The sequence below is a fragment of the Neobacillus sp. C211 genome, from assembly GCF_051842875.1.
Classification (GTDB): domain Bacteria; phylum Bacillota; class Bacilli; order Bacillales; family Cytobacillaceae; genus Neobacillus.
In genome coordinates this window covers 58,174-82,608 of sequence record NZ_JBPXRO010000002.1, presented here as the reverse complement: position 1 = coordinate 82,608, position 24,435 = coordinate 58,174, and the positions used below count along the sequence as shown (strand labels likewise).

General features: G+C 39.0%; 21 protein-coding genes. 6 read left to right on the top strand and 15 right to left on the bottom strand.

Annotated features, from left to right (window positions below):
- Positions 1-137 precede the first annotated feature (137 nt).
- The 4 genes from ftsX to ACSU6B_RS02150 form a co-directional block, all read right to left on the bottom strand.
- A complete protein-coding gene (ftsX, locus tag ACSU6B_RS02165; protein WP_215005697.1) occupies positions 138-1,031 on the bottom strand; it encodes a permease-like cell division protein FtsX in 894 nt (297 codons plus the stop codon).
- A complete protein-coding gene (gene ftsE, locus ACSU6B_RS02160) occupies positions 1,021-1,707 on the bottom strand; it encodes a cell division ATP-binding protein FtsE (protein WP_410882377.1) in 687 nt (228 codons plus the stop codon). The genes ftsX and ftsE overlap by 11 nt, the downstream gene beginning before the upstream one ends.
- Positions 1,708-1,958: 251 nt before the next feature.
- Entirely contained in the window at positions 1,959-2,303 is a 345-nt protein-coding gene (gene cccB / locus ACSU6B_RS02155) for a cytochrome c551 (protein WP_214715483.1), read from the bottom strand.
- A 52-nt stretch (positions 2,304-2,355) separates the two neighbouring features.
- Positions 2,356-3,222: a YitT family protein gene (locus tag ACSU6B_RS02150; RefSeq protein WP_410882375.1), complete on the bottom strand. Its 867-nt coding sequence runs from the start codon at positions 3,220-3,222 to the stop codon at positions 2,356-2,358.
- A 412-nt stretch (positions 3,223-3,634) separates the two neighbouring features.
- Here ACSU6B_RS02150 and ACSU6B_RS02145 point away from each other — a divergent pair, with 412 nt between their 5' ends.
- Positions 3,635-4,054, top strand: coding sequence for a hypothetical protein (locus ACSU6B_RS02145; protein ID WP_410882373.1), 420 nt, complete (start codon positions 3,635-3,637; stop codon positions 4,052-4,054).
- Positions 4,055-4,210: 156 nt separating this feature from the next.
- Here ACSU6B_RS02145 and prfB read toward each other — a convergent pair.
- Positions 4,211-5,312, bottom strand: a protein-coding gene (prfB, locus tag ACSU6B_RS02140) for a peptide chain release factor 2 (RefSeq protein ID WP_410882371.1) whose coding sequence is annotated in 2 segments (ribosomal slippage) — positions 4,211-5,239 and positions 5,241-5,312 — 1,101 coding nt in all. Because the reading frame shifts where the segments join, the coding sequence is not laid out codon by codon here.
- A 393-nt stretch (positions 5,313-5,705) separates the two neighbouring features.
- On the opposite strand from prfB, the gene ACSU6B_RS02135 reads away from it, so the two are divergent.
- From ACSU6B_RS02135 to ACSU6B_RS02125, 3 genes are all read left to right on the top strand, one after another.
- Positions 5,706-7,661 (top strand): SEC-C metal-binding domain-containing protein, encoded by a 1,956-nt coding sequence (locus ACSU6B_RS02135; RefSeq protein ID WP_410882369.1) that lies wholly within the window; start codon positions 5,706-5,708, stop codon positions 7,659-7,661.
- A 599-nt stretch (positions 7,662-8,260) separates the two neighbouring features.
- Entirely contained in the window at positions 8,261-8,404 is a 144-nt protein-coding gene (locus ACSU6B_RS02130; RefSeq protein WP_410882367.1) for a hypothetical protein, read from the top strand.
- 196 nt (positions 8,405-8,600) lie between these two features.
- Positions 8,601-8,798: a hypothetical protein gene (locus ACSU6B_RS02125; RefSeq protein ID WP_410882365.1), complete on the top strand. Its 198-nt coding sequence runs from the start codon at positions 8,601-8,603 to the stop codon at positions 8,796-8,798.
- A gap of 172 nt (positions 8,799-8,970) precedes the next feature.
- Here the strand turns inward: ACSU6B_RS02125 and ACSU6B_RS02120 are convergent, their stop codons facing one another.
- The 8 genes from ACSU6B_RS02120 to ACSU6B_RS02085 form a co-directional block, all read right to left on the bottom strand.
- Positions 8,971-9,675, bottom strand: coding sequence for a CpsD/CapB family tyrosine-protein kinase (locus tag ACSU6B_RS02120; RefSeq protein ID WP_410882363.1), 705 nt, complete (start codon positions 9,673-9,675; stop codon positions 8,971-8,973).
- A 75-nt stretch (positions 9,676-9,750) separates the two neighbouring features.
- Entirely contained in the window at positions 9,751-9,969 is a 219-nt protein-coding gene (locus ACSU6B_RS02115; RefSeq protein ID WP_410882361.1) for a GNVR domain-containing protein, read from the bottom strand.
- A gap of 434 nt (positions 9,970-10,403) precedes the next feature.
- Positions 10,404-12,473 carry a hypothetical protein gene (locus tag ACSU6B_RS02110; RefSeq protein WP_410882359.1) on the bottom strand — a complete coding sequence of 690 codons (2,070 nt, stop codon included), beginning with the start codon at positions 12,471-12,473 and terminating at the stop codon, positions 10,404-10,406.
- 322 nt (positions 12,474-12,795) lie between these two features.
- Positions 12,796-14,481, bottom strand: coding sequence for a cytochrome c3 family protein (locus tag ACSU6B_RS02105; protein WP_410882357.1), 1,686 nt, complete (start codon positions 14,479-14,481; stop codon positions 12,796-12,798).
- A 118-nt stretch (positions 14,482-14,599) separates the two neighbouring features.
- Positions 14,600-15,565 (bottom strand): 6-bladed beta-propeller, encoded by a 966-nt coding sequence (locus ACSU6B_RS02100; RefSeq protein WP_410882355.1) that lies wholly within the window; start codon positions 15,563-15,565, stop codon positions 14,600-14,602.
- A gap of 18 nt (positions 15,566-15,583) precedes the next feature.
- The gene (locus tag ACSU6B_RS02095; RefSeq protein WP_410882353.1) at positions 15,584-16,297 is read right to left on the bottom strand and encodes a tetratricopeptide repeat protein; all 714 of its coding nucleotides are present in this window, start codon (positions 16,295-16,297) and stop codon (positions 15,584-15,586) included.
- A 33-nt stretch (positions 16,298-16,330) separates the two neighbouring features.
- Positions 16,331-17,494: a cytochrome c3 family protein gene (locus tag ACSU6B_RS02090; RefSeq protein ID WP_410882351.1), complete on the bottom strand. Its 1,164-nt coding sequence runs from the start codon at positions 17,492-17,494 to the stop codon at positions 16,331-16,333.
- Between the two features lie 27 nt (positions 17,495-17,521).
- A complete protein-coding gene (locus ACSU6B_RS02085) occupies positions 17,522-18,913 on the bottom strand; it encodes a cytochrome c3 family protein (RefSeq protein WP_410882349.1) in 1,392 nt (463 codons plus the stop codon).
- 537 nt (positions 18,914-19,450) lie between these two features.
- Here ACSU6B_RS02085 and secA point away from each other — a divergent pair.
- On the top strand, positions 19,451-21,964 hold the full coding sequence (gene secA / locus ACSU6B_RS02080) for a preprotein translocase subunit SecA (protein ID WP_410882347.1): 2,514 nt from the start codon (positions 19,451-19,453) through the stop codon (positions 21,962-21,964).
- 338 nt (positions 21,965-22,302) lie between these two features.
- Here secA and hpf read toward each other — a convergent pair whose 3' ends face one another.
- The gene (gene hpf / locus ACSU6B_RS02075) at positions 22,303-22,851 is read right to left on the bottom strand and encodes a ribosome hibernation-promoting factor, HPF/YfiA family (RefSeq protein WP_168245720.1); all 549 of its coding nucleotides are present in this window, start codon (positions 22,849-22,851) and stop codon (positions 22,303-22,305) included.
- A 274-nt stretch (positions 22,852-23,125) separates the two neighbouring features.
- On the opposite strand from hpf, the gene ACSU6B_RS02070 reads away from it, so the two are divergent.
- Entirely contained in the window at positions 23,126-23,623 is a 498-nt protein-coding gene (locus ACSU6B_RS02070; protein ID WP_410882345.1) for a spore coat protein, read from the top strand.
- A gap of 85 nt (positions 23,624-23,708) precedes the next feature.
- Here the strand turns inward: ACSU6B_RS02070 and ACSU6B_RS02065 are convergent, their stop codons facing one another.
- Positions 23,709-24,425, bottom strand: coding sequence for a ComF family protein (locus ACSU6B_RS02065; protein ID WP_410882343.1), 717 nt, complete (start codon positions 24,423-24,425; stop codon positions 23,709-23,711).
- Between the last annotated feature and the right edge of the window lie 10 nt (positions 24,426-24,435).

Here is a 24,435-nt window from a genome sequence, read left to right as displayed (position 1 = left end):
ACGAATGTTGTTGTGTACGAAACTTTTGATGGTTCTCATGCTTTTATTCTAGTAATCTTATCGTTCATAATAAATCAGGAAGGACATGAAGACTGCCCTTCCTGATCTAATCAAATACACTGCTCTCGCTTATCTAGTTAAACCTTTAAGAATTTTCTTACGGACATCAAACTGCCCCAAACGCCGATTAATGCGCCCATTAAAATCAAAATGCCAGAAACCTGATAGACAAACGGATCAAACGGCAAGATTTTGATAAAAGTCCCCTCTAGCTTAGGGCCAATGTAATCATAGGCACGATAATAGGCAATCGCAATCAGGATAATGGGCAGAATGGACCCAAGAAAACCGAGCCACAATCCTTCCAAAAAGAACGGCCAGCGAATAAACGTATTCGTTGCTCCTACTAATCTCATAATCTTAATTTCTCTACGTCTTGCAATAATCGTAATTTTAATCGTATTAGAGATTAAGAAAATGGCAGTAAAGAATAAGCCGATAATTAAAACAACTCCGACGTTGCGGCTCGCTTTAATAAACTTAAATAATTTTTCTACCTTGCCCTGGCCATACTTTACCTTGGCAACATAATTGGATTGTTTGATTTGATTAGCAACTTCCATCGTATCTGTTGGTTTTTTCGTTTTTACGATAAATACATCGTTTAAAGGATTGTCTTGTTCAAAAAGTTTAAAGGATTTTCCTTCCTCACCAAGACTGCTTACTAAATTATCTAGTTCATTCTTTTTAGAAGAGAAAGTCACACTTTTTACTTCAGGCATTCTTTCAATCTCAGTTTTTAAGGTTTGCTGATCTTTTGGGGTTGCAGCAACATCGATGTGAACGCGAATTTGCACATCATCTTCAATGGTTTGTGCTACTCTGTTAAGATTCATCATAATAACGAAAAAGACTCCAACTAAAATCAAGGTAACGGTAACAGCACTAACGGATGCAAAAGTCATCCAGCCATTTCTGCTAATATTTTTAAAACTATCTCGAGCGTGACGGCCAATTGTTCTAATTTTCATAACCGTATTCACCTCTTTCATCATCTCGTACTATTTTTCCGCCTTCAATGGCAATAACACGATGCTGCAATGCATTAACAATCTCCCGGTTATGTGTTGCCATAACAATAGTGGTTCCTCGTGCATTAATTTCTTCAAAAATCTTCATAATTTCCCATGATGTTTCCGGGTCAAGGTTTCCAGTCGGCTCATCCGCAATGACCACTTTCGGTGAATTGACAATCGAGCGGGCAATAGAAACACGCTGTTGCTCACCACCAGAAAGCTCTGTTGGCAGCATTTTTATCTTATGCTTTAAATTTACAAGATCGAGAACTTCCATCACTCTTTTTTTAATGACTTTCGGCTGCGCTTCAATAACCTCTAAGGCAAAAGCTACATTTTCATAGACTGTTAACCGTGGTAACAGCTTGAAATCCTGAAAGACAACGCCAAGATTCCGGCGGAAAATGGGTACCTTTTTCATCTTTAATTTTGCGAGGTTGACACCATTCATTGTGATGGTCCCTGAAGTCGGAACTTCCTCACGATACATCATTTTAATGAATGTCGATTTTCCAGCTCCACTTGGTCCAACGACATAGACAAATTCGCCCTGGTTTATCCGGACGTCTATTCCATTTATGGCAGAAACCCCATTCGGGTACTTTTTATATACATCTTGTAGTTCTATCATTTTTATCACCTTTATTTAAAGACTTCTCGAATGGCGATTCGACAATAATCTTTATTTATTTGCAAAATGGACTAGGATAAAAAAAAATATGTGCATAATTTCGCATATTCCTATTATAACATCATAAATTGCTAAAAAAAGCGGCAAAAATATTACAGTTTCTTTTCAAAGAATTACAAAACCCGACAAAGTTTGCGTTTTAGGCAAAAAAAAAACGCTCTATCTTTTCAAATAGAACGTTTTTGTAACTTTTATTTTTTAGCTGCTAGCCATTCAGCAACTTGATTCGCGTCATCGCCGCTAACAACGTTTGCCGGCATTTGACCTTTACCATTTTTTATAATACCTAAAATGTCGTCCTTAGAGTACTTTGAGCCAACCTTTGTTAAGTTTGGTCCCATACCACCCGTAAGATCACCGCCATGACAGCCGGAACATTTTTGGTCGAAAATCTTTGCTCCAGCATCACTGGTAACAGTGTCCGTTCCATTGTCCGTTCCCTTGTCCGTTCCCTTGTCGTCATTGCCGCCTCCGCAGGCTGCAAGTCCCATAACTAATGCTGTTCCCATTAACAATGTAAGTAGCTTCTTCTTCATTACCTGGATCCCCTCCTGAAAATATTACCATCAATGCACTATTATACCAATCCTATTCCCGTTTGAAACCCTCTCCCAACACTTCCGCGGCATCCATAACGACTACAAACGCAGATGGATCAAGGGCTTTGACCAATTGTTTCAATTTTGTGAACTCCGTTTGGTCCACAACACACATCAGAACTGGCCTTTCATGGTCCGTAAAACCACCATATGCAGATAGTTTTGTCACACCACGGTCAATTTTATTCAAAATTCCTGCACGAACTTCTTCTTGTTTACTTGTAATGATCATCGCCATTTTTGATCTTCCAAAGCCAACCTGAACAAGGTCAATCGTTTTGCTAGTCACATAAAGGGCTATCAATGCATACAATCCCTTCTCGATATCAAACACGATGGCAGCAGTGAGCACGATTAATCCATCGATTAGGACCACACAACGCCCCAGTGTAAAACCTGTATATTTATTAATAATCTGCGCGGCGAGGTCGGTCCCGCCGGTGGATGCCTTCCCCCTAAAAACAATGCCCAGCCCTAGCCCTACGCCTATTCCCCCAAACAAAGCCCCGAGTAGAGCATCATTGGTCCATGGCTCTAAATTTTTGGTAAAAAAAACAATGAACGGTAAAAAAATCGTTCCCACTAGCGTTTTGACGCCAAATTGCTTCCCTAAAAACACGATACCAGCAATGAACAAGGGTATATTAAATGCCCACTGTACATAGGCTGGTTCCCACCCCAGCACCGTTTTTAGAATCGTACTGATGCCGCTAACTCCACCAGAAGCCACTTGGTTCGGGAGTAGGAAAACGTTAAATGTCAGACCAATAATCGCCGCCCCAATCAGAACAAATAGATAATCTATCGCAATTCTCATTTTTGGATAGGTCCGTGTAAGATTACTTAAAATATTCATAAATCTATTCTCCTCAAAATTCATTCTTTAACCGAAGGCTATGTTAATGGTCATTGTTAATTTTGTACCACTGTTGATTGGAGCGGAAGGCGCGAGACTCCTGCGGGATTACGGTGCGGGGAGACCCCTCCGCTGAAGCGCCGAGGAGACTCACCAAACCGCCCGCGGAAAGCGAAGCGCCTGGAGCTCAAATCAACAGACAAGTTTTACATAGCCTAACCGAGAGTGAGTATAGCACGGGCAAATTTTGGTGTAAATGGCATTAAGTTGACGTGTTAAAGGGTTAAAATTTTTATTAGCATTTGCCAAAAATGAGGTTTTGATAAGGAATTTATGATTCAATACGCTGTCATTTGTTTTGCTAAAACATTATCAATAAATGTTATAATATGTTGAAATGGAGGTGTACCATATGGAGCAGTTGTTACGACAAATGATGGAACAAATGAATCAACAGTTTGATAAAATTGATCAACGCTTTACCGCAATTGATAAGCGATTTGATGCCATGGATGACCGGTTTGATAAAATCGAACTTAGACTTGATGCTATGGATGACCGGTTTGATAATATTGAACTTAGACTTGATGCTATGGATGATCGGTTTGATGCTATGGATCAACGGTTTAATGCTATGGATCAGCGGTTTGATTCGATGGATAATGAATTCATTGGTGTGAAACAACGGTTAGATAAAGTAGAAGCAAGTATTCACTCACTCGAGGATACGGTTAAAAATAATGCCACGGAATTTAGGAGTTATTTCAGACACATCGATAACAAATTGGAACATCATGATAAAATGTTTGAAATGCTTTCTGCAGAAGTGTAAATTCAAAATTTTAGGTAAATCCACTTAAACCACAAAGTAACGATCACACAACCTTCACCATGATCGGCAAATACATCCCAAAAAATAAGCCTTTGCCGAATGGGTCAGCAAAGGCTTGATACATTTATTTCAAATCCTTGTTTAAAAATTCCCGTTTTATGAAATCCTCGACCTTAGATACGCATCAATAAACTGATCCAAATCCCCGTCCATCACAGCTTGAACATTTCCGCTCTCGGCACTGGTCCGGTGGTCTTTCACCATCGAATACGGATGGAAGACGTAAGAACGGATTTGACTTCCCCAGCCGATCTCCTTCTGTTCGCCACGAATTTCCAGAAGCTCTTGTTCTTGACGCTCAATTTCCAATTGATATAACTTAGATTTCAGCATTTTCATTGCCGCATCACGGTTTTTAATCTGTGAGCGCTCTGATTGGCAAGTGACGACAACATTCGTTGGCAGGTGGGTAATCCGGACGGCGGAATCCGTGGTGTTGATATGCTGTCCACCCGCTCCAGTCGCACGATACGTATCAATTTTTAAATCTTCTGTCCGAACTTCGATTTGAATGTCATCATTTAACTCAGGCATCACTTCACAGGAGACGAACGAAGTATGGCGACGGCCTGAGGAATCAAATGGGGAAATCCTTACCAGACGGTGAACCCCTTTTTCCGCCTTCAGGTAGCCATAGGCATTATGACCTTTGATCGCAAGCGTAACACTCTTAATCCCAGCTTCATCCCCAGGCAAGTAATCAAGTGTCTCGACCTTAAAGCCCTTTTTCTCAGCCCAACGGGTATACATCCTGAGCAGCATCGAACCCCAGTCCTGTGATTCTGTTCCTCCTGCACCTGGGTGAAGCTCCAAAATCGCATTATTTTTATCATACTCCTCACTCAAGAGAAGCTGCAGTTCAAATTGATTCAAGCGCCCTGTAAGCTGCCCGAGCTCATCTTCCAACTCGGTCCGCAATTCTTCATCATTTTCTTCTTTAACAAGCTCATAAGTTAATTCCAAATTTTCAAAGCTCTCATTAAGCTTGTAAAATTCATGGACCTGGTCCTTCAATCCGTTTGCTTCACTAATGACGGTCTGAGCTGCTTGCTGATCATTCCAAAAGTCAGGATGCAGCATCTCATCATCTAGCTCAGCAATTCTCGCTTCCTTATTTTCAAGGTCAAAGAGACCCCCTAAAGTCCGCTAATTTCTTAGCTGTTCTTTCAAGTTCATTACGAATTTCTGCTAATTCCATTTTCTTCACCTCTATAAAAATTAAAAATATGACCTCTATTGTATCTTATACCGAAAATCAATTGTCAGTTCCTTAACCATTATAGCGTGATAACCGTATAAAATTCAAAGTTTGGTCTTAAAAAAGCACAAACCTGTTATTAAGAAATGATCGACAAATCTTTATTTGGATCATCCAAGACTTAAAATATCATTTCAATCAATTTTCATTAGTATTTTTATATTTCTGCCTGTCAAAAATGGTACTATTAAATTAAGTGGAAAGTGGATGAAATCCACTTTATTTCAGCTATTTTATACATAATTCACCTTTTAACATGAATGAACATACTACATCATGCAATTAATTAGTGCGCTGGATAAATAAATAGGGTAATCAAAGGAGCGGAATGCGTTGGAGAAAATAAACCGGAATGGTCCTTGTCCATGCGGAAGTGGGAAAAAGTATAAAAAGTGCTGCGGGGCTAATGAAGCCGTATCGATTACCGATATGATTGATAGTGAAATCGACGTCCTGCAAAAGCATATCCTCCATTATGGTTACTATCACTTCGGGCCAGAAATACAAGAGGATTTCGAAGTCCTTGAAGAAATGATTGAAATCGATAATGAACAGGAACGAGAATTTTATGAGTTGATTCATGCCATTTGGTTTACTCTTTTTGAAGGATTAGATGATGGGGAAACCATTATCGAGAAGTTTATTGCGGCTGAGATTGGGAAAATTAAACGGCCTAAATTAAGAAAGATTTTACAAACATGGACGGAAGCTCGAACGATTGCTGGAAAAATCCTGGCTGTTGAAAATAATAGAGTAACGGTGGAGGACGGCTTTACCGCTGAAGAGTTTGAAGCAATCATTGCGAATGTACCTATCACGGTTGAAGAAGGTTCCTTCTTCGTAGGAATCTTAGTTCCCTATGACCAAAATTATGTCTTCTTTCCATCTCCCTTTGATTTACCAGACCTAAAACCTGAAGATGCTTTTTCATACATTGAGGTTAGCAGTATCGAAGCAGATTACGACTCACCCCAGGAATACTTGACTGACTTTTTCCTGGAGGTCTTGAGCGAACTTCCGATGGTCGGCAATTTTTTGGAAATCGATGAAATGGATTGGCCGGCACCAATCTATAAAGAAGTCGCCAATATCTTTAAGCAAAAGCTGGAATCTCTTGATGTACCAGCATCCATAGTCGATACGGGGGTTATTCTTTGGCTGAGTTTTTGCCAGAAAAGGCAAAAGCGAATCCAAAATCCGAATCTGTATGTTGCCGCCCTCCATTATTTACTGTCAACGATTGCACCGTTAGAAAAAACGTATACTCAAAAGGAGCTCGCCAAGCTGTATAGTGTTTCTACAGGGTCTGTTTCCACCATATTCACGGAGTTGGAAACGGTATTACATCCGGAAATTGCCGAGTTGATTGGAATGGTTTATGGGTTAGATGAAGCGCCCCTACTGCCGCCATTTGAAAAGGCACCTGTTATTGATTTCCCAAGAAAAAGCGCGCCCGCAGCTGAAGAATCAAGGAAAACAGAAGCGATGCGGGATTCATCTGTTCAAACACTTACACTTGTCGATACTTCATCAAAAAAAACTAAAAGCCCAGTTCGTAAAGTTTCAAAGCAGGATGAAGAGCGGGCTAGAAATTTAATTTACGATGCCTATCAATCGGACGGCCAGCAGCGTTATAAACTGGCTGAAGAAGCAGTAAAGCTAAATCCAAATTGTTCGGATGCCTATGTCATCCTTGCTGAAAAAACAAAAAGTCTCGAAGAAGCCATCTTGCTCTATGAAAAAGGCATCCAGGCGGGGGAACGAGAACTTGGTAAAGCGTTTTTCAAGGAGAACAAAGGGTACTTCTGGGGGTTAATTGAAACAAGACCCTTCATGCGTGCGAAACTACATTACGCAGAGGCCTTGTCTCTGATTGGAAAAATAAACGAGGCCATCCTCCAATATGAAGAATTGCTGGAACTCAATCCAATGGACAACCAAGGCGTTCGTTACTCGTTGTTTGTAGCCTACCTAGATGCGGGAGACACTAAGAAAGCTAGTGACTTGCTCTACCAATATGAAGAGGAGTCAGCCCAAACTTCATACAATAAGTTGTTGCTTGAGATCCAAGAAAGAGGCTTTACGGCGAAGGCCGCGAAACTGCTGAAGGAAGCAAAAAAAGATAATAAGTATGTGATTAGCTATTTAACAGGCAAAAAACGCCTGCCTGCTTATCCCCCTGACTATTATGGTTTTGGTGATGAAAATGAAGCGATTGTTTATGCAGATATGCATTTGCATTTGTGGAAGAAGATTGAAGGGCTGGGGGAGTGGTTGAAAGGGAAATAAGTCAGTATATCATGCGTTTTTGCGAAGTTCCATGATCAATAACAAGTATTAAAATCCTCTATACCTATTTTAAAGCCTTTGGAAGCTCTTTTGGGAGTTACCAAGGGCTTTTTTTATTGGGACGAAAACCATCCCTTAATTTCGAACGTTTTCCGTTAACAGGAAGAAACCATATTATTTAGGATTTGAAAGCAAAATGAATGGCTTTAAATCTGAAAAATATGTTTAAAAATAACTATAAGAAAGCGATCTATTTAAAAAAGCCTATTTTTCGTAAAAAATATTTTTATAACTCAAGGATAAGCTCATAAAAATGATATTTGGTGTAAAATTACACTAAAATACTTGGACAATTATGATTTATTTAATGACTTATACCTTCAATAGGCGAATTTTTGACTTTTATGGGCGAATCTTTGAGTTCTATGAGCGAATTCTGGACTTTTATAGGCGAATCGGAGGGTTCTATGGGCGAATTTAAAAAACAACAATACTTAATATTTTTCTTAGTACTCCCATTACATTTTGTTCCATTAAGATTCATAAGATCAAAGAAAATATTAAATGCTCTGAAGATATAATTGGAAACAGGAGGCTATTTGAAGGGAAAGCTGTTTTATGAAAAAATGGGCTATAATTATTGTTTTGATTCTAGAATATTGGGGATTTTCTCGATTAAATATTTTACGACACTATTAGATTCAAAGGACTCTGCGATTATTGTTAATACACTATCCATTTAAGGATGATTATCAAGATAAACGAAAATTAACGAATGCCGTTGATCATATTTTTATTGGCGGGGTAAAAGACAAGTTGGGAATAAAGAATTTACAGTAAATCCCAATACCCAATTTTTAGTGCGGATTACCCAAAATATAAAAGGTGCGCTGCTCGGGGACATAACGGTCAATCAAGAGGGAGGCTACTATAAAGAAAATGGGGAATTATATCTACTTACTTACTTACGAAAAATCTCCTCTGCTAAAAAAGGATCAAATGTATCTATTCTTCCTAACCAAAACAAACAATGGGTATTATGAAATGATGCCGCGATATGGCAGCATGCTTCTAGATAATGAAGATGAAAAGTTAAAACAGATTGATGCAGTTAGAAAAGTGATGAAGGAAAATTGAGTTTTAGAAAAAAGCTTTAATGAAAAAACGAGAGGGGGTGCTCCCCTCTCGCTTTTTCGTTCTTTTAATTTAAGGTGTATGAGCAGCACTCACGACTTTTTCTTCAGCAGTATTTCCCGTTCCGCAGCAGGTCGAGCTTGCTTGGAACAAACCATGAACCTCAGCGATTTCTCTATTTTGCACCATAATAGTAATAGTGGTCATTTTTTTGGATGACTTTATTATTTAAAACCACTCCTAGTAGTTTGCCTTGTGCATTCACGAGTAATTCTTTCGCCCTTTTTGCTGGTTCCACCCCCGTTTTGCCACTTGAAACAACAAGTATAGACCCATCACACTGATTTGCAATAACTTGGGCATCTGTTACCGCCAATAGAGGAGGGGTATCGAAAAAGATATAATCGAAATCTGCCCTTGCTTCCTGAATAAACTGTGTCATATTTTTAGAGCTTAATAATTCCGACGGATTCGGAGGTATTGGTCCGCTAGTAATGATAAATAGATTTTTCTCATTTGTGTCCGTAACTGCTTTTTCAATAGATATTTGCCTTGTTAATAAAGAAGTAAACCCATATAGATTACTAACTCCAAAGGTATGGTGGACAGTGGGTTTTCTAAGGTCAGCATCTACAAGTAAAACTTTTAATCCAAGTTGAGCAAAAGCAACAGCAAGGTTTGCGGTTGTCGTTGACTTCCCTTCACCAGGTCCTGAGGATGTTACCAAAATTGTTTTTAATTCTTGATCAATTGAAGAATATTGTATATTGGTACGTATAGTCCTGTACTGCTCGGAAATAGGCGATTTCGAGTCAATTGTGGTAATGAGATTTCTACTTTTATTCGGTTTTTGTTTCTTTCTTCTATTAAAATTAAACACCAAGGGTCGCTCCTCTTTGCTTAGATTTCCTTAATTCAGCGCGCGTATTTTTCTCTACAATGCTATGGTTATCCATCAAATAACACCGATTAGAGGAAGCCCTAGTATTCTCTCAATATCCTGCTCATTTTTAAGTGTAGTATTGAAGTTCTCAAGTAAGAATGCACAGCCCACACCTGCGATGAGGCCCACTACACATGCGATGGCAATATTTAATATTGGTTTTGGCTTAATTGGGGATGGTTCCTTTTCCAAGTTTGCTTCCGCTAAAATGCTTATATTATCGACATTCATTCTTTCGCCCCCAAATATTAATAAAGCCAATGACATCTTATCATAGCGCGTTATACTTATTGGGATTTTGTCTAATAGTTCGGAAATTCGACAAACATTATATCCGTAAAACAATTTTTTCGTTCACTTGACAAACATCTAATATAATAATTTGTTGATTATCAACTTTATTACAGTAAATAACTTCGTTTAGGACGTATACCAAAACCCTCATTATTGTTATATTACAAAAACTTCACAATATATCTACAAAAGTGCCAATTTAGAGAAGTAAAGGTTAATTTTTAAAAAAGGCCCTCCATCTTTTAAAGAATGACTGTTTTTGTTGATAAATGCATACTTTTTTACAACAAATATCTTCATTAAATACAATATTTAATGAAAACCTTGGTACAAAATACAAAAAAACGAGAGGTAATTTCCTCTCGATTCTTTTATGGACTATAGATTGTTATAGGGCTATGCACGGCCTCAATAAATGAATTGTCATTGCTATGACATGTTGAACAGACTTCTGCACTGGTATTCGCGTGACCTGATTTTGCCCGCTCATTCGTGGTAATGATTGAATCACCATTTTTATCATAAATCGCTTTACCAGTAATACCGTAAATTGATGCTTTACCATTGTGGCAAGCTATGCAGAAATCTCGTTTCTTTAAATCAGTCCAATCTTCTTCCTTGTTAAGAGAAAAATCACTTTGATTTTCATGGCCTAGTTTATCTTTTAATAATAGAATATTTTTTGCCCCATGTGTTTCATGACACTCCGCACAAGGGATTTGGCCATTTAGTTTACTACCGTCAATGGCGGTGATGATATGTTTTGAATCCTCATTTGTATAAGAGCTTAATATGTCTTTTGCATTTTTTACTTTGTTCTCGTTGTTATGACAGCTAAAACATAAGTTGTAATCCTCAACTTCTGATATGACACTTGTTGGATCGCCCTTTACTTGTTCTGTTTTTGTTATTTCTCCTATTGCATTAGTTTGTTTCTTAAAGTTCAGAACTTTATAACCACCTGTCTCTTCTGCCTTCTTTTTATATGAAGAGGTATACCTTCCATGACATGATTCACATAGTTGGATATTACTATCAATCTTGCCTACAGCGATATCTTCCCATTTATCTTCAGGTTGATGTTCATAGACAAAATGGTCTTTTAATAAGTTAGGATTTTCTTGACTCCAAGATAAATGTGGATTATGGCAGGATGTACAGGAACCTGCTTTGGTTTTGTGATCCAATCCTAGTTGAGTATCATGTTTATTCATTATAGCGTTTCCGGCCTTAACTGGACTTGTTATAGTTCCATCATGACAAGCCAAACAATAACCTTCCTTTACATCTTTGCCTTCCAAGCTTTCGTTCGCTGCTACATGGGTATTATGACAGACACTACAGCTGTTGGTATTATTGTTATAAAATCCATGACGTTGCTCTCGTAAATCTCTCATTTCTTCGAGTGTGTAGCCGTTAATAGGATGATTTTTCACCTGATTGGTTACAGTTGAGAATTTCTTAATTAAAGGAAAAAAAATACGACCGTCATCTGCTAATAGAGTTGAATCATTAGGTAGACCATTAGAAAATAAACTATTATTAAATTCCAAGCGATATGTTTCCCCAGGATTCAGATTATTTAAGGATATTTCAATTTTATTATTTTCAGATCTAGGTTTAATTACCGTACTCTCGACTAGATCATTATTTTTATCATAGATAATGAATGGGTTAACAATTGTATGTAAAAGATCTTCACTAAGTTCAATAACGATGATTTGATTTAAAGAAACTCTAGTAATGTCATCTTTGTTCAAAATATCAATATCTGTAGTTATATCTTCTTCTCTGGAACTTCCATCTGCTTCGTAAACTTTCTCCCTGTATTTGAAGACATTCATTCTAATAGATTTTATATATGGACGTTGAACAAAAATAGTTGTTGTATTATTCATCTCATCAGTGGCTTGTATTTTCACATTGTTTTGTTTTATAGATAATATATCGGTTGTAAATGTCCAATTTCCAGATATAGGTGTCAATACTATTTCTCGATCAGGATAGATTAATTTCATTGTTATTGGCTTATCTAAAGCCTGATTATCAGAAACCGTCCCATTCACTTGAACTCCAGTGCTAGTTAAAGTAATACTCTTTACAATAATGGAAGGCGGGATTGTATCTGTTTCTGAAACTGATTCTTCAGTTGTAACTGGTGGTTCTTCATTAGTAACTGTGTCTTCAGTTATAATGGGTTCTTCAATAGTAACAGGGGCTTCAGTTGTAACTAGCTCTTCAACAGTAACAGGGGCTTCAGTTGTAATTGGTTCTTCAACAATAGCCGGGTTTTCAGTTGAATTAGGATTCTCAACTGGATTAGAGTTTTCTGCTGGGACCTGATCTTCAGCAGTAACTCTATAGGGAAGAATGATGGAGATAAACATTAATAAAAAAACAAAAATGATATTTAATTGTTTGATTTTAATTTGTGAAGTCATTTTTGGTCATTCCTCTTTTAATTCGACATGTGTGATTTGATGATAAAATTTCTTTGGCGGTAAATTAACATGTTATTAAGTTTATAAATATTTAAATGTATTTATCTTATAATCTTCATTATTATTATACTTTTATTGTTAATGTAATTGGTTAACAGATCTGTGAATAATGATTGACAAATTTGTGAAGTTGAAGATTGACGATTTTGTGAACTCATGCTTAAATAAAAATAAGAAACAGCCCACCGAAGTGAGCTGCCTCTTTAAAATTAAATATTTCATTCAGGGCTATCAAATAGTAGGGCTATTTGATGGCTCTTTTTTAATAGTCGAACTCGATTCCGTTACGATCGTTATCTTCATCTGCAGTTGGATTGTATTGGAATGTGTCAGTGTTTCTTGTGCCTTCAGAGTGTGAAGACGTATGACATCCCCAACATACAGCCATGTTAGTATAACGTTTTAAAGCAGAAGAAGGGTTTTTATCGATCATATAATCTGTAGCTAAATTATGACGCTCAGTTACATCAGTAACACTTGAGAAGTATCCAGAGTCAGATTTTTCGATATCAGCAACTTGTTTACCACGAGCGTCTCTCATGATTGTTACATCAGTACCATGTGCATAGTGACAGCGTACGCAAGTGTAGCTATCAGAAGTTGTAGTGTGACGGTATGCATGATCAAATTGACCAGTTTCTTTACCAGATCCTGCTAGGTAGTCAGTGTGACAAGCAGCACAGAATCCAGACATTGCAACACCGCGACCAGAAACATAACCTGGGTTTGTAGTACCGTCAGCTTTTTTGCTAGCCCATAAAGAAGAAACAGTAGTTTTTGCTACGTTGTTTGCATCTAGAGCACTAACGTCTAACTTAACTACATAACCACGAGCAACGTTACCAGAAACTAATGATTTAACAGTCGTAACTAAAGAAGTTTTTGCAGCGGGTACTCCAGCAAAACCAGCACCTAAGATTTCGCCTTTTTTCAATTGGTCAGTATCAAATACTTCTTTACCAGTAGAATCTTTGAAAGCTGTCCAATAGTGTTTTACGTGTGCTTCATCGAAATCATAACCATGTAACCATGGATCTGTATCGTTTACATATTTAGTGCCGTTCCATTTCATTAATTGAATAACAGTATCGCCAGTTGTTAGACCCTTTGCAGAATATGCAGCATCAACAGTTGTTCCAATATCGAAACGATAGAATACATAGTTAATTGTTACATCTTCATTCATAGCATTTTTATAAATGTAGTCTCCACCAGGAACTTTAGCAGAAATATCAGTTACTACAGGTAGGTTTTCTAATCTCTTACCGCCTTTATCAGCAGTTAGGTTACCCATTCCGTTTGGATCTGTGTGTAATAAACGGTCAGAGTAAGAACCGTGTGGTGCGTGACAGCTTGCGCAAGTGAATTCAGCTTCCCAGTTGCCTGTACCATTTGGGTTTCCGCCAGGTGCAGCTTTTGTTTTTACAGAACCATCAGCTAAGTGAGCAGACATGTTACCATCATGAGTTCCACCGAATGTACCAGCAGAATTAGAACCTTCTCCCATTACATTATAGAACCCTAATGTACCATCATGACATGCACTACAAGTTGCATATTCGCCATTTTTAAACAAAAGGCCTTCAGATGCACCTGTGTGTGTTTGGTGACAGCTCGCACAAGAGTTTGTGTTGTTCATGTAAGAACCGTGTGTACGTTGTGTTCCGTGTGATCCGTCTGACTTAACCATGTCATCAGATTTGATTACTTGGTTGAATGTTGAATCATCATTAGTACCAATACCAGTTCCAGTTTTGTTGGCGTTGCTTTTATCAGTTCCATTGTAGCTGTTATCATTTGCACTATCAGTTCCAACTACCCCTGCTTTAACTCCGCCAGTGTCACCAGGATTTGAGCCAACGCTCCCTGTAGCAGAAGCCACGATGCTAAACATTGCTACTAACATTAATGTTAGCAGGAATGAAGAGCTAATTTTCATCTTACTCATTCCAAAAACCTCCCATAATTCTCTCTTTTTTTCTCTCTGTTTTTAAATCTAAATCTATGAAATTACATCGTTGACCCTAATTTGAGGCATCACCTCCTTAAATCTATCGGTCGTTTTTTTAATAGTAAAGTGCAACCCGTTGATTTAAGGTGTCGGTGATGTAAACTCGGTCGTTGTCATCAACGTATAATCCGTTTGGAAGATAGAATTGTTCGTTTTGGTCACCCATTGAACCGAAGGTAAATACTTGCTCACCTTTTTCATTAAATCCATAGATCGTGTGAGATAGGTTGTTTACTACGTATAGGATGCCGCGTGAATCTACACCGATTCCTCTTGGGTTTACAAACACTGATGAACCCTTACCGTCTTTGGAACCATTAATAGTTCTTAAATATTTACCTTTTTGATCGTAAGCTAAAATTCGCTGATTACCAGAATCCGAGACAAAGAGCTCACCTGTTTTTTTATCTAAAGCTATGGCATTCGGTGCTTTAAATTTGTCATCCTTATTAGCGCCAGTGCTAATTTCTAGTACCTTTTCGCCAGTAAGGTTAAAGACATAAACTTTGTTTTGTTGAACATCTGTCACGTATAATTTTTCATCAAAGATACGAATTCCAGCAGGTGTTTTTATTAATTTCTTTTTGTCGTCAAAGTATTTAATAAATTTACCTTTTTGATCATGTATGGATATTTTCCCATTATATAAATCGGCAACGTAGACATTTCCTTCTTTATCGCCTGCAATCCCATAAGGAAATTTAAATTGACCTTTTCCTTCGCCCTCTTTACCAAACTTAAATATTGGTGTTCCAGATGAATCAAATACTTGAACACGCTTGTTATTAGTATCAGAGACATATAAGAACTCACCAATTTTCGCAATATCCATTGGTTTATCCAATGAATTATCAAAGTCTCCATAAATAAGTTGGCTAAAGGTAGGAGGAGCATCAGGGTCAACCAAATTAGGTGCCTTTTTTACAACAGATTGCATGTTCAAGAAGTAGATAGCGACGAATGCAGCAATTGATAAAACTACAATCACGCTCATCCACTTATAGACAGTCTTTTTCTTCATTGTATTCAACCCCTCTAGCTATTTTTTAGCGACTCTTTCAAGTCCTTCTAATGCCGGTTTATACATTGGGTCGTAGCTGAGTGCGTCCTTGTAGATTTGTTCAGCATTCTTTTTGTCACCTTGATCTTCTGCGACTCTACCAACCTCATAGATAATATCCGTATTTGCAGGCATTAATTTATTTGCATCGTTAAGTGCTTCAATAGCATCTTTATACATTTTAAGTTTTCTATAGGACATTCCTTTCAAAAGAAAGCCTTTGTAATCTTTAGGTGATATTTCTGTCGCCTTCTGTGCCATTTTGACTGAATCATTAAGTCTATTTTGCTTGTTATAAACAAGTCCAAGATTAAAGTAAGCATCGAAATAATTTTTATCTAAATCAAGAGCCATTTTATATTGTTTAATAGCTTCTTCATTATCACCATTTAAGAAGTAGGCGTACCCAAGATTGACATGGGATTTTGGATCATTAGGCTTAGCTTCAGCAACAGCCTTTGCGCTATCTAATTGTTCGGCTAAACGATCATTATCATACTTCGACCAAAAATACTTTTGGCTGACATAATAACAGGCACCAACTGAGATAACTAAAGTCAGACTCAAAATCAGTAGTGTTTGCCACCATTTGAATTTTTCATTTTTTGTGCCTTTAGTCTTTTTCTTCTTTTTTTCAGGTTCTTTTTTTGATCGTGTCTCTTCTTGATTGAGCGTTTGTTCTTGAACTTCCATACGAACCCTCCTAATCTAGCAAATGTCGTCTGCCTATTTTATATGGCAGGCTGAACATGTTCTTTTTACGTGACAGGTATAACAAAAATCAGTTACTTTTTGCTTTTCAGACAGTGTTACTGGATGTCTTTCTTTGTCGAATCCTTTATGCATCGCAGGATGACAGGATGAGCAGGCAACCATTGTGGTTTTAACCCCACCAGCTGCTTGATAGTTATGACATGCTAAACATTGCTGTTTATCCTTTGATGCCTGATTACCATGGTTCGTCATCCACCGGCTGCTATGGCTAGCTGGCCGTTTGCTATGACAATCTTTACAGAAAGTATTGTCTTTCGCATAATCATAATGATTCTTTTTCACCTGTTTTTGCTGGGAATCTTTTTTAAGATAAGTAGTTAAGGTTGAAACCTGATCATAACCCTCAACTGGTTCCGTTGACATATCCTTGTGACACTGATTGCATTTTTGTAGATTTGTAGCAGCTTGGTTTCCATGGGTCTTTGTTGCAAAATCCTCTTTTTTGTGGCTTTTCGGAACCATTCCAGTTGTATGACAGGCACTACATTTAGTTGTAACCTTACGTGCTTTATGGCACTCGATACATGTATCCATATCTGGCCGAGTGAATTTGAGATCCGCCATGGTCGCTGTTCCGACTTTACTGTCCCACTTTTCGTAGTCAGTTGTGTAAGTCATTTTTCGATCAGCGACTTTACCATGTGCAACTCCACTATGACACTGGATACATTCAACACCTTCAGTTTTATGCTTATCATGTGGGATGATTAAATCCCCCGATGGAGTTACCTCTCGTTTTAAAACGTCATGACATGATTCACATGCACTATCTTTTATTTCACCAGGCATCCGAATTGGTGCAGCAGATGTGCTCGTTGAATGTTTTTTTAAAGCTTCAACTACCCCTTGAGCTTTATCTTTCGCTAATGTTTTAAACACAGGGTCCGTGTGACAGTCGGTACAATCGACTTCACTGTGTGTGGAGGCTTTCCACGTATAGACCTCCGGTTTCATCTCATGACAGGATGCACAAAACTCGGAGCTAGATGCTGTTTCTAGCCCCACGAAGCTGAGACCGAAGAAGATGGCTAGAAACAACAATGTTAAAGTCGCAATTTTGATTAATTTATAGCGAAAACGGGGAGGGGCTGACCGCGTTTCTCGTTCTTCTTCCATAAAGCGACCCTCCTGAACAAAAATCGATTATTTCTTCTTGTCTGTTTTAAAGCCAGTTCTGTGACAGTATTGGCAATACACATCTGTTGGTGCTTTTACTTCTTTTGATCCTGGTTTTGGCTTTTCACGGTCGTGACAAACGAAGCATTCTGATTTTTGATCAGCTGTTTTCGCTTTAGACGCGTGGGCCGTTAGCCATTGATCGCTGTCTACGTGTCCAGAAGGACGGTTACTGTGACAGGCGCTGCAGAATTTATTGATTCGAGATTGATCTTTAACGATTGTGATGTTTGGTGTATATTTTGTTTTTGTTTCTTTCATTTTAAGTAGAGAGAGAATGTCTTCTTTTGGAATCTCTCTGATCCATTTAGAATCCTGGTGACAGTTCACACATTTATCTAACTCTTGGACAGCCGTGACGCCGTGTTGACCATTCCAGCCTTCAACCTTATGACTCTTAGGAACTTTTACTTTTTTATGGCAAGTTTCACATTCCATCGAAATTTTAACTTCTTTTTGTTGTTTTCCAATGGCTTGTAAGATGATATCTTGTGTTTTTTGATCATGCTCGGCTAACTCCTCAGCTTCGGTTGTTTCGCCTTTGAGTGTTGCCTCAGTTGTTGCCTCAGTTGTTGCTTCCGTTGTGCCTTCTTTTTTATTTTCTTCCAGTTTTTTCTCAAGCTCTTCTGGATTTTCCGGTAAGCTATAAGTTTCTTCTATCCATGGCTTTTCGCCGTTGTTTACTTTATCGTGGCAATCAATACATGTTCCCATGTTAGGTCTTAAATATTTCTTTTCCATCAATTTTTCAGCGCTCTCTGCTGTCCACTTACCGCGAACTTCTTCGACGTTGATACCACGAGATGCCATTTTTGCATGGACAACCCCGGCGTGACAGGTGATACAAGGAATATCTTTTTCGATATGTCCTTTGTGATTTACCTTTAAGTCACCGGATGCTGTGACGAGTCGATTTTTGGAGTGACACTGTAAGCAGTTTTCATTTGAAACAGCTTCCGTTTGCACAATTTGTTCAGGTACTCCTGTTACATGGTAGTAAACTTCTTTCACCGATTTCATTTTGTGGGTAATCATGTTGGTAAAACCTGGCTTGATATGACACTGTACACAAGATATCTGATTATGGGCACTGGCAGTAAACGTTGAATATTCTGGTGCCATTTCGTGACAGCTCGCACAGAATGTCGGCGAGTTTGTCATGGTAAGGACCCCGTATCCGCCACCAAAAACAATGATACAACCGACAAGTGAAACAAACAGTAATTTCCACCTGTTCACTGGATTCTTCCAGTCAATCCCTCGAAACTTTTGCCAAAGTCCGCGAATCAGGCCAGCTTTTTTTCTATCTTCTCTACTTTCGGGATCTTTATCTTTATTTTTTTTCCCCCAAATGGCCAATTAACTCACCCTTCCCATTTTGGATTCTTTCTCTATATATTTTCCATATTAACCTCTCTAAAGGTAGTATCTAACATCGTAAGAGTATATTCCAATGTACAATTTGTGAATAATTCCCCAAAGAAATAAGAGGTGATATTTCCACTGAAAATAACTTAAAAACATTGTTATTAAAGGGTTAGATTAACACTATACGCATGTTGTTTAATCTGTATATTTATGTTTTTTTATGCATTATTAGTGTTATTTATACAAAAATATTTAGGAATTGAAGCGTTGATTTTCTGGTTGCAATACATTCTCAACAGTTGCCATAAGTCTGTCATATTTGACGATAAATCGAACATAACAAAAGGCTAGGTTAGAAGTTTGACTTTAGTTGATTAATTATAGTAGATTGTACGAATCTTGCTTCCCTCTACATTGTTGTCACTGTATTGAGGAAGTGGTAAGATTAAAAGGGAAATTATCGATATTTTTGACTAGGATTTTTTAAAAAAGAGTGTATTAGTCTCGAAATAAAGGAGCGTTCATCAGATGATGGGGATTTTAAATAAAGTATTTGATCTGAACAAGCGTGAGCTGAAGCGGTTAGACAAGCTTGCAACGAAAATTGATGCATTGGCGACGGAAACAGAAAGACTGACCGATGACCAGCTGCGGGAAAAAACAGAGGAGTTCAAGGCCCGCTATCAAAACGGGGAAACACTCGATGATTTGCTCGTTGAAGCGTTTGCCGTTGTCCGTGAAGGCGCCCGCCGTGTACTTGGTTTATATCCGTATCATGTTCAGCTAATGGGGGGTATTTCTCTCCACGAAGGGAACATTTCCGAGATGAAGACTGGTGAAGGTAAAACGTTAACCGCGACCATGCCCGTTTATTTGAATGCTCTTTCTGGTAAAGGTGTTCATGTTGTTACGGTCAACGAATACTTAGCAAGCCGTGACGCCGATGAAATGGGTGAATTGTATCAATTTTTAGGCTTAACGGTAGGCTTAAATTTAAATAGTATGGATAAGGATGATAAGCAGGCAGCCTATGCCGCAGATATTACGTATGGAACAAATAATGAATTTGGTTTCGATTATTTGCGTGATAACATGGTCCTATATAAGGAACAAAAAGTACAACGCCCACTTTTTTATGGAGTGATTGACGAAGTTGACTCGATCTTAATTGACGAAGCCCGTACCCCATTAATTATTTCAGGTTCAGCTGCAAAGTCCGCTGCCCTTTATATTCAAGCCAATGCCTTTGTCCGTATGCTTAAAAGGGATACAGATTATACGTATGATGAAAAGACAAAGGGCGTTATGCTGACGGAAGAAGGAATTAGTAAGGCTGAGAAAGCCTTTGGGATTGAAAACCTTTTTGACATGGCGCACGTTACCTTAAACCATCATATTAACCAGGCTTTAAAAGCGAATGCAAGCATGCACCTTGATGTGGACTATGTCGTGCAAGATGGCGAAATTGTCATCGTTGACCAGTTCACCGGTCGTTTGATGAAGGGCCGCCGTTATAGCGAAGGCTTACACCAGGCTATTGAGGCAAAAGAAGGTCTCGAAGTCCAAAACGAAAGCATGACGATGGCAACGATTACGTTCCAAAACTACTTCCGGATGTATGAAAAATTGGCCGGTATGACAGGAACCGCGAAGACGGAAGAGGAAGAATTCCGTAACATTTATAATATGAATGTTATCGTGATTCCTACTAATCGCCCGATTGTCCGTGATGACCGTGCTGATTTAATCTACTCATCAATGGAAGGCAAGTTTCGTGCCGTTGTCGAGGATATCGCTGAGAGACATCAAAAAGGACAGCCCGTACTAGTTGGTACGGTTGCGATTGAGACGTCTGAACTCATTTCCAAGTATTTATTGAAAAAGGGAATTCGTCATAATGTCTTGAATGCCAAAAACCATGAACGTGAAGCAGAAATCATTGCAGAAGCAGGTCACCAAGGATCGGTTACGATTGCGACGAACATGGCCGGACGTGGTACCGATATTAAGCTGGGTGAAGGTGTCATTGAACTGGGCGGACTTGCCGTAATTGGTACCGAGCGTCATGAAAGCCGACGGATCGATAACCAGCTTCGCGGACGTTCTGGACGACAAGGGGACCCTGGTATTACACAGTTCTACTTATCTATGGAAGATGAACTGATGCGCCGCTTCGGTTCTGATAATATGAAATCCATGATGGAACGCCTTGGCATGGATGATTCCCAGCCTATCCAAAGTAAAATGGTATCTAGAGCTGTGGAATCTGCACAAAAACGCGTCGAGGGTAACAACTTTGATGCCCGTAAACAGCTCTTGCAATATGATGATGTTCTTCGCCAACAACGTGAGATCATTTACACCCAGCGTGATGAAGTATTAGAATCTGAAAACCTTCGTGACATTGTTCAGAAGATGATTGTGAACTCCATCGAGCGGAATGTGGATGCCCATGCATCTCGTCATGAGGATGAGGAAGAATGGAATCTTCAAGCCATTGTCGATTATGTGAATGCTACTCTACTACATGAAGGTGACATCGCGGTCGATGACCTTAAGGGGAAAGACCCCGAGGAAATCCGGGATACGATTTTTGCAAAAGTGAAGGAACGTTACGAGGAGAAAGAAGAACTTCTCTTCCCTGAGCAAATGCGCGAATTCGAAAGGGTGGTTACGCTGCGTGCGGTTGACTCCAAGTGGATAGATCACATTGATGCGATGGACCAGCTCCGTCAAGGAATCCATTTACGTGCATACGGACAAATCGACCCGCTTCGTGAATATCAGCATGAAGGCTTTGCGATGTTTGAGACGATGATCCATTCGATTGAAGACGAAGCAGCGACGTATATCATGAAAGCGGAGATCCGCAACAACCTTGAGCGCCAAGAAGTAGCCAAAGGCCAAGCGGTTCATCCAAAAGAAGACGGCGAACCGGTTAAGCAAAAGCCGAAAGTGAAGCAAATTGATGTGGGCCGTAATGATCCATGTATTTGTGGAAGCGGCAAGAAATATAAGAACTGCTGCGGGGCAGGGAAATAACTAGTTTTGTCAGAGCCGGCGATTTGATCGCTGGCTCCTTTTGTTGTTTGAGGGGGGATTATGTGGATATGTTGATAAGTGGTGGGGATTTGTTGATATCTTCTGAAAATTTTGTAGATATAATGCAGAGTTTTGTTGATATCTCTTCTAAATTGTAGATATCCACAAGGGGATATCTTTTTTATATGTTTATTTAGAAAAGGCAGCTTGATTTTGTGTGATTTCTCCTCTATGTGACCATTTATCTATTCTTTACTCTTTTCGGTCATGTAGACCCTACCCGAGCTCAAAAAACGCTGCCCCGTTAAGGAGCAGCGTTTGCTTTTCGTATAATTTACTTATTGTGCTTCGATTAAGCCGTAGCGGCCGTCTCTGCGCTTATAAACAACATTGGTACGATGTGTGTCTGCATTTGTGAATACATAGAAACTATGGCCTAGCATGTTCATTTGCAGGATGGCTTCTTCACTGTCCATTGGTTTTAGGTCGAAGCGTTTTGTACGAACTAGTTCTAATTCGTCTTCGTCTAATTCATGAATTTCGGTGTTTTCAGTAGTTGCAAATGTAACAGGAAAGTCGCCTTTTTCACGGAATTTACGGTTAACCTTTGTTTTGTGTTTGCGAATTTGGCGCTCTAATTTGTCAGTAATCAAGTCAATCCCAGCATACATGTCAACATTTGTTTCTTCAGCACGAAGGACTAGCTGCGGTAGTGGGATGGTTACCTCTACTTTAGAAGTTTTATCTTGATTGAATCGTAGATTCACATTTACCTTTGCATCAGGTGCTTCAGTAAAATAGCGTTCCAATTTAGCGATTTTCTTTTCAACATACTCTCTAATTGCTGGAGTTACCTCAATGTTTTCACCACGAACGTTATATTTCATTTGTGGATTCCTCCTTTAGTTAAGGCTATGTAATAACATTTCTATTTTACCCTATGATTATCCTGCTAAATCAGAACAAAAATTTTGTCGATTTATTGACAAAATCAAAGGGAATATAGTGACAATGTTTTGTACGCCCTTTGACACAGATAGATAATATTTATTAAAATGAATGATTGTTCAATTTTATTGTAATCTTTAGTGGGACAACTTTCCAGTGAATTGCTTAAAGAATAGGTTAAATGGATGTTAAACGAAATGGAGGATTTCGAGAATGGAGCAAGAAGAAAGAAAATTACTGGCCTGGCATGAGACGTTGGAATTGCACGAAATGGTTGCTTTTCAGTCGGTTGGGTTAATGAAACTAAAAATGTCGATGAAGAAAATTACTGATCCTGAGCTAAAGGAACTTTACAAAAAATGTATTCATGATCTGGAAAGCAACTTGAGAGCTTTACTTAAGTTTTATCCCTCTGCCGCCGGCCATCAAGCCAGGGACGAAGAAGATGTGCGCGAGGATACAGGCTTTTTTGCCGGTGATTTGCTGGGCCTTTCTAAAACTTTGGTGAGAAATCTTTCTGTCGCGATTACAGAAACGGCGACACCTGCGTTACGAAAAACATTTACCAATCAACTGCTTGGGGCGATTCATGGACATGAGCGCATTTTTAATTATATGCACAAGCATGGTTATTATCCTTCCTATGATTTAGGTCGGTTGCTTGGCCATGACATTGAAAATGCACAAAAGGCGTTAAAGATGGGATTTTAATGTTATAGGGGCGGGCGGGTCCCTGTCTGGGGTCCCCCTTAACTCCATCCCTGGTTGCGCACCGATTGGGAGATGCGCATGTAAGCTAACGAGCAAGTGTCAGTGATTGAATGCTCGCAGCACCGGCTGCTTTTAAAAGTTTTGCTGCATGCCGTAGTGTTGAGCCAGTTGTATAGATATCATCAATCAGGATGACCTTTTTTCCTGCTAAGTTAACATTAGGGTTGACCTGAAAGACTTGTGAGAGATGAATCCGCTCGGACCTAGATTTTTTAGATTGCTTTTCTGAATGGATTCGGCTGAGCACATTTTCGGGATGATAGCCAGCTTCTGCAAGGATGGCGGCTGCCTGGTTAAAGCCCCGCTCATATAGCCGCTCTTCACTTAAGGGAATAGGTATAAATAGGTCGGGTGCGATCTCGGTCAACTTCTGCCTGAGAAATGCCGAAAAGATTCTCGCTAGTACATAATCACCGCGAAATTTAAACTTTGCGATCACTTCTTTTAAAAAATCATTGTAGAGGAACAGGGAATGGTTCTTCTCAAGGTATCCCTGCCATTCGGGATCTTCCTCCCATCGGAAACAATCATGGCACAAATCACCTCTACGAAACTTCATATCTATGTTGCCAAATGGCCTGCTGCAGATTTGGCATTGATCGCCTTCAACTTTTTCTAACTTCCCTTCACAGGCTTGGCAAATAAGCTGTTCTTTATCTACGGAGAAAATAGCCCTCCAGCCAATGCTTGGCAGGATTACTTCGTGGCAGTTTAGACAGCGGTTTTGGACGGGGAATTTCATTTTTAATGCT

Coding starts and splice junctions, on each gene's coding strand:
- ftsX (WP_215005697.1), bottom strand. CDS start 1,031: ATGAAAATTAGAACAATTGGCCGTCACGCTCGAGATAGTTTTAAAAAT.
- ftsE (WP_410882377.1), bottom strand. CDS start 1,707: ATGATAGAACTACAAGATGTATATAAAAAGTACCCGAATGGGGTTTCT.
- cccB (WP_214715483.1), bottom strand. CDS start 2,303: ATGAAGAAGAAGCTACTTACATTGTTAATGGGAACAGCATTAGTTATG.
- ACSU6B_RS02150 (WP_410882375.1), bottom strand. CDS start 3,222: ATGAATATTTTAAGTAATCTTACACGGACCTATCCAAAAATGAGAATT.
- ACSU6B_RS02145 (WP_410882373.1), top strand. CDS start 3,635: ATGGAGCAGTTGTTACGACAAATGATGGAACAAATGAATCAACAGTTT.
- ACSU6B_RS02125 (WP_410882365.1), top strand. CDS start 8,601: ATGGGGAATTATATCTACTTACTTACTTACGAAAAATCTCCTCTGCTA.
- ACSU6B_RS02115 (WP_410882361.1), bottom strand. CDS start 9,969: ATGAATGTCGATAATATAAGCATTTTAGCGGAAGCAAACTTGGAAAAG.
- ACSU6B_RS02110 (WP_410882359.1), bottom strand. CDS start 12,473: ATGACTTCACAAATTAAAATCAAACAATTAAATATCATTTTTGTTTTT.
- ACSU6B_RS02105 (WP_410882357.1), bottom strand. CDS start 14,481: ATGAGTAAGATGAAAATTAGCTCTTCATTCCTGCTAACATTAATGTTA.
- ACSU6B_RS02100 (WP_410882355.1), bottom strand. CDS start 15,565: ATGAAGAAAAAGACTGTCTATAAGTGGATGAGCGTGATTGTAGTTTTA.
- ACSU6B_RS02095 (WP_410882353.1), bottom strand. CDS start 16,297: ATGGAAGTTCAAGAACAAACGCTCAATCAAGAAGAGACACGATCAAAA.
- ACSU6B_RS02090 (WP_410882351.1), bottom strand. CDS start 17,494: ATGGAAGAAGAACGAGAAACGCGGTCAGCCCCTCCCCGTTTTCGCTAT.
- secA (WP_410882347.1), top strand. CDS start 19,451: ATGATGGGGATTTTAAATAAAGTATTTGATCTGAACAAGCGTGAGCTG.
- hpf (WP_168245720.1), bottom strand. CDS start 22,851: ATGAAATATAACGTTCGTGGTGAAAACATTGAGGTAACTCCAGCAATT.
- ACSU6B_RS02070 (WP_410882345.1), top strand. CDS start 23,126: ATGGAGCAAGAAGAAAGAAAATTACTGGCCTGGCATGAGACGTTGGAA.
- ACSU6B_RS02065 (WP_410882343.1), bottom strand. CDS start 24,425: ATGAAATTCCCCGTCCAAAACCGCTGTCTAAACTGCCACGAAGTAATC.